Origin of the sequence: Mesorhizobium sp. M7A.F.Ca.CA.004.06.1.1 (assembly GCF_003999135.1) — a bacterium.
Taxonomy (GTDB): domain Bacteria; phylum Pseudomonadota; class Alphaproteobacteria; order Rhizobiales; family Rhizobiaceae; genus Mesorhizobium.
Genome location: NZ_RZPQ01000421.1, coordinates 1 through 5,158 on the forward strand (window position 1 = coordinate 1; position 5,158 = coordinate 5,158).

A 5,158-nucleotide genomic window follows, 5' to 3' on the forward strand; every position below is an offset into this window, starting at 1 on the left:
GGGTCGTGGGCTTGCGCTACTTCAACGTCTATGGCCCGCGCGAGGCGCATAAGGGCGCCATGGCCTCCGTCGCCTTCCATCTGTTCAACCAGGTCGAACAAGGCCAGAACCCGAAACTGTTCGGCGCCTATGACGGGTTCGGACCCGGCGAACAAAGCCGTGACTTCATCCACGTCGGCGACGTTGCCGACGTCAATCTGTGGCTGTGGAAACAGGGCTCAAGCGGCATCTTCAATTGCGGCACCGGCCGTGCCCAGCCCTTCCGCGCCATAGCCGAAACGGTGATCGACACGTTGGGGAAAGGCGAGATTGAATTCATCCCCTTTCCCGACCATCTCAAGGGCAGCTACCAGAGCTTTACGCAAGCTGATATGTCCCGTTTGCGCGCGGCCGGTTATAACGGCCAATTCCGGACAGTGGAAACCGGTGTCAGAGACTATGTCGAATGGCTGAAAGCCCAACGATCCTCGTGATCGGCCCACGCTGGGTGGGCGACATGGTGATGGCGCAGTGCCTGTTTTCGGCGCTGAAGGAGTTGCGTCCCAACGCCGCTATCGATGTGCTGGCGCCGGCCTGGGCCGCGCCGCTGGTCAAGCGCATGCCCGAGATCCGCCAGCAGATCGACTTTCCGCTCAAACCCGGCGCGCTCGAATTCACCCATCGCCGCCGCTTCGGCCGCCTGCTGCGCGGCCGCTACGACATGGCCTATATCCTGCCGGGCAGCTGGAAGTCGGCGCTGATCCCGTTCTTTGCCCGTATTCCGCGCCGTGTCGGCAATTTGCGCGAGATGCGCTATGGCCTGTTGACCGACATCGTGCCATTGCCCGACAGCATCAAACGACGCACAGCGCAGGCCTATTTCGGTCTCGCCCAGGGCGGCACTTTCCGGGCGCCGCGACTGACCGTGGACACGAAAAACCAGGTCGACCTGCTCGGCCGTTTCGGCTTGGCGCCGCAGAAATTCGTGGCCCTGATGCCCGGCGCCGAATTCGGCCCGGCCAAGCGCTGGCCCAGCGAAAGCTATGCCGGGCTTGCCCGCGATTTCATGGGCAAAGGCTTGAAGGTTGCTCTGTTTGGCTCGAAGAACGACCGCGACGTGACGGCGGAGATCGCGGCCCTGGCCCCCGGCGTCGTCGATCTCGCCGGACAGACGCGGCTGGAGGACGCCATCGATCTGATATCAGCCGCAAGGCTGGCCGTGTCCAACGACAGCGGGCTGATGCATGTCGCGGCCGCCGTCGGCACGCCGATCGTCGCCGTCTATGGCTCGACCTCGCCCGAGAACACGCCGCCGCTGGGGGAACGCCGCGAGTTGGTCTGGCTTGGCCTGTCGTGCTCGCCATGCCACCAGAAGGTCTGCCCGCTCGGCCACCTCAACTGCCTGAAGACGCTGGAAGTCGGCCAAGTCGCGGCAGCGGCGGACCGGCTGCTGGACATCCCGGCAGCGGCATGAAGGTGCTGATCGTCAAGACGTCGTCGATGGGCGATGTCATTCACACCTTTCCGGCCGTCGAGGATGCCCGTTTCCACCGCCCGGACCTGACCTTCGACTGGTGCGTCGAAGAGGCATTTGCCGGTATCGCCGCGCTTCACCCGGCGATCGAAAGAATTCACACGGTGGCGATCCGACGCTGGCGCAAGGCGCTGCTCGACGGCGCCACGTGGCACGAGGCGGCCGCCCTGCGCCGCACCTTGCGCGATTGCCGTTACGACCTCGTCATCGATGCGCAAGGCCTCCTGAAATCGGCTCTGGTGGCAAGGCAGGCCGGCGCCCCCATTGCCGGCTTCGACCGTTCGAGCGCGCGCGAACCTTCTGCGACGCTGTTCTACGATGCCACTTATCCCGTGCCGCGCGACCTGCACGCCATCGAACGGACACGGCGGCTGTTCGGGCTGGCGCTCGGCTATCAGCCCGATCTTTCGACCCTGGACTCCGGCATCGTGCCGCCCGTCGGCACTCTGGCGGGCATTGCCGGAAAAACCGCCTTCCTGCTGCACGGCACCAGCCGCGAAGACAAGAAATGGCCGGCCGAAGACTGGATTGAAACCGCGCGCCTCCTGATTGAGCGGGGGATAACGCCGGTCACGACCTGGTCGAACGAGCGCGAGAAGGCCGTGGCCGAAGCCATTGCCAAGGCAGTGCCATCGACAGTTGTGGTGCCAAAGTCACCGCTGGCCGACATCGCTGAGTTCATCGGCCGCTCGGAACTGGTCATCGGCGCCGACACCGGGCTGACCCATCTCGCCAGCGCCTTCGGCCTGCCAACGGTTGCGGTGTTCCTGGCGACCGAGCCCGGGTTGACGGGTCCGCGCGGGCAATATGCGTCGACGCTTTTGGCAGTGCCCGGGAAGCGTGTGATGCCGGCGGAGGTGGTGGCGGAGGCAGAGAGGCTGGCGGGACTCCAGGTCCTTGGCAAGGCCAACGCTGGCAAGAACTGAGGTCAATCGGAAAGGCCAGCGCCGCCCCCCATCCGCCTGCCGTCACCCTCTCCCCGTATAACGACGGGGAGAAGAGAGCTGAACGCAAGGCCAGCGTCTATTCTGCTACGTTGAAAATCGGCGAAATCGTCGACGGGAGCATCTTTCTCCCCGTCACTATACGGGGAGAAATGCCCGGCAGGGCGATGAGGGGCGACGCAAACCTCAGCTTAAAAATCGCAGCCGCGCCCCCCTCAAATCCCCTAGATGAACTGCACCTGGACGATCTCATATCCCCTGGCACCGCCAGGCGCATTGACTTCGATGGCGTCGCCGACTTCCTTGCCGATGAGCGCACGCGCGATCGGCGAGGAGATCGAGATGCGGCCGGACTTCACGTCCGCCTCCTGGTCGCCGACGATCCGGTAAGTCTTCTTTTCCTCGGTGTCCTCGTCGACCAGCACCACGGTGGCGCCGAACTTGATCTTGTCGCCGCTGAGCTTGCTGACGTCGATCACTTCGGCCCGCGCGATATAATCTTCAAGCTCGTTGACGCGGCCCTCGTTGAGGCTCTGCGCCTCTTTGGCGGCATGATATTCGGCATTTTCGGACAGGTCGCCATGCGAGCGCGCTTCGGAGATCGCCTCGATGATGCGCGGCCGCTCTTCCTGCTGGCGCCAGCGCAGTTCTTCCTTCAATGACGCGAACCCCTCGCCTGTCATCGGGACCTTGTTCATGATGCCTGACCTTTCCTGCTGCCACCCCCGCGTTTCGGGGAAAGCCTTGTCGATGGGTACAAAAAGAAAACGGGTCCGGCAGCCTCGGGCTAACGGAACCGTTTCACCGCAATTTCCCTGAATATAGCAATGTCAGCGGGTTTTTCACGCCCAAAAATCGGTTTTGCTAAAATCATCCCCGTTTTCATCAGCCAGGGCGGTGAATGAGGCTGGGGGCAGCAAAAAGCGGCCGCGATCGCTCGCGGCCGCTTGGAAGAGCCCTGGGATCTTTTCAGCTTCTCATGAAATGGTCGATCTGCTCGGCCAGCATGCCATATTCGCGCGAACCCTTGCCGGTCCGCTTCTCGATTTCCATCAGCTGTTGCCGGGCGCCGGCCAGATCGCCGATCTGCAGATGCGCTTCGCCGAGATATTCGCGCACCAGCGTGTAGTTCGGATCGATGCGCAGCGCTTCCTCGTAATAGCCGAGGCCGACGGTGACGCGGCCGGAATGGCGGTGCGAATAGCCGAGATAGTTGAGGATGCGCGGATCCTGCTTGTTGGCGGCAAGGCTGAGCACGGCGATCGCCTCGTCATAGCGCCCGGCCATCGCCAACGCGTGGCCAGCATCATAGATGCTGTCGTCGTCGAGCATGCCCTCCTGGGGTGCGACGCACTTTTTCTTCTTCTTGTCCCAGACTTCGCCCTTCTTGCATTGGGTGACCGTCTGATCGCTGCCGCCACTGTCACCGCCGGCGGCGAACACTGGAACGGCAAGGAACTGCAGCGCGACAAGGGCAGTCGCCACCTGGATCAGCACTCTTTTATGCATCGAAGCCTCCTGGAGGGTGAGAATGCAACACTAACGCCGGTCGGCTTGCGTTTCATCCCGGAAAATTGCGTGCGGAGAACATCAGGTGACGGATGCCGCAAATCCGCTATCATCCGGCAAACGACCTGAGGGAGACGGCCCTTGCAGCGGCGGCTTGAAAAGGACTGGGAGCTTTCGATCGGCCCCGACACTGTGCGCCTGTTCATCCTCAAGGCCAAGGCGCTGAGTGCGGCCGTCAATGAAGACTATGCCGATGGCGCCGAGCACGAGGTCGAACTCGATGGCGAGTCCCACGTCAACCATCACCATGACGGCCTTGCCGAGGAAAGCTCCGAGAATCTGACCGAGGAAGAGCTGCGTGAGCTGATCAACGACCTCAATGTCGATGAAGCAGCCGAACTGATCGCGCTGGCCTGGGTCGGTCGCGGCGACTACGACGCCACCGAATGGGCGGACGCGCTGGCGGCCGCGCGCGAACGCGCCAACAAGCGCACCGCGAAATACCTGCTTGGCATGCCGCTGCTCGCCGACTGGCTGGAGGAAGGGCTGGAAGCGATCGGTGCGTAACGGAGCGGTTACCGTTCGTGATGCGGCCGAGGCAACCACCTTGCGTCGGCGCCGTTGACGGCGATGGGGTCGATTGTCTTTTCCCGAACGTTCAGGATCTTGTTCGTCATGGCCGTCACGGCCTTACTGGTGATGCCGGCCGAGGCGAGACTTCGCCATCGGCATCACCAGCCGTTGACGCCGAGGATAGAGCAGCCGTTGACACCAAGAGCCGAACAGCCTCTTAAACCGCGAGGCGGAAAGCGCCTGAAACCACGAAGACATCGGTCGGTTACGCCGAAGCAGACACAGCAGAAAACGCAGTCTCCGCTGCCCTTGCCTGCCGATGCTCCGGTGCCTGGACCATCTGTTCCGGCACCAGCGCCCGGCATTCCGGTGCCGGAACCGCGCCCGGCGGACGCTCGGAAGGCTGACACTGCAAAGCCGCAGGAGCAGAAGACGGAAGCTCCGAAGACCACCGGCGCGCCCGAAGGTTCCAACGAAGAAAAATCCCGCCAGGAAAAGCAGGCACTCCCCGAGTCGTCAGTTCCCGAACCCTCAACCGATACCGAAAGCGAACCGGAGCCGCCCGCGGTCGCGCCAACGCCGACACCAAAACCCGACATCGCGGAGCCCGAGGCTCAGC

General features: G+C 63.2%; 6 protein-coding genes and 1 pseudogene. 5 read left to right on the forward strand and 2 right to left on the reverse strand.

Features of this window, described 5'->3' with window-relative positions; translation table 11 throughout:
• The 3 genes from EN906_RS22280 to waaC form a co-directional block, all read left to right on the forward strand.
• Nucleotides 1–473, forward strand: a 473-nt coding sequence (locus EN906_RS22280) for an NAD-dependent epimerase/dehydratase family protein (protein ID WP_127375374.1), incomplete at its 5' end; no start/stop codon positions are given.
• Entirely contained in the window at nt 446–1,453 is a 1,008-nt protein-coding gene (gene waaF, locus EN906_RS22285) for a lipopolysaccharide heptosyltransferase II (protein WP_127269896.1), read from the forward strand. The genes EN906_RS22280 and waaF, both read left to right, overlap by 28 nt.
• Nucleotides 1,450–2,439, forward strand: a complete 990-nt coding sequence (waaC, locus tag EN906_RS22290) for a lipopolysaccharide heptosyltransferase I (RefSeq protein WP_127270422.1) — start codon at nt 1,450–1,452, stop codon at nt 2,437–2,439. The genes waaF and waaC overlap by 4 nt, the downstream gene beginning before the upstream one ends.
• 242 nt (nt 2,440–2,681) lie before the next feature.
• Here waaC and greA read toward each other — a convergent pair whose 3' ends face one another.
• Together greA and EN906_RS22305 are read right to left on the reverse strand one after the other, a co-directional pair.
• Nucleotides 2,682–3,155, reverse strand: coding sequence for a transcription elongation factor GreA (gene greA, locus EN906_RS22300; protein WP_013530066.1), 474 nt, complete (start codon nt 3,153–3,155; stop codon nt 2,682–2,684).
• 271 nt (nt 3,156–3,426) lie between these two features.
• Nucleotides 3,427–3,966, reverse strand: coding sequence for a tetratricopeptide repeat protein (locus EN906_RS22305; protein ID WP_127270421.1), 540 nt, complete (start codon nt 3,964–3,966; stop codon nt 3,427–3,429).
• Between the two features lie 141 nt (nt 3,967–4,107).
• Between EN906_RS22305 and EN906_RS22310 the strand changes: the two genes are divergently transcribed.
• The gene (locus tag EN906_RS22310; RefSeq protein ID WP_013530064.1) at nt 4,108–4,533 is read left to right on the forward strand and encodes a DUF3775 domain-containing protein; all 426 of its coding nucleotides are present in this window, start codon (nt 4,108–4,110) and stop codon (nt 4,531–4,533) included.
• 108 nt (nt 4,534–4,641) lie between these two features.
• A pseudogene (locus EN906_RS37785) lies at nt 4,642–5,158 on the forward strand (extensin family protein); the annotation flags it as partial.

What these genes read in the sequence shown, in the direction of transcription:
- EN906_RS22305 (WP_127270421.1), bottom strand. Translation starts at nt 3,966, where the DNA reads ATGCATAAAAGAGTGCTGATCCAGGTGGCGACTGCCCTTGTCGCGCTG.
- waaF (WP_127269896.1), top strand. Translation starts at nt 446, where the DNA reads ATGGCTGAAAGCCCAACGATCCTCGTGATCGGCCCACGCTGGGTGGGC.
- greA (WP_013530066.1), bottom strand. Translation starts at nt 3,155, where the DNA reads ATGAACAAGGTCCCGATGACAGGCGAGGGGTTCGCGTCATTGAAGGAA.
- waaC (WP_127270422.1), top strand. Translation starts at nt 1,450, where the DNA reads ATGAAGGTGCTGATCGTCAAGACGTCGTCGATGGGCGATGTCATTCAC.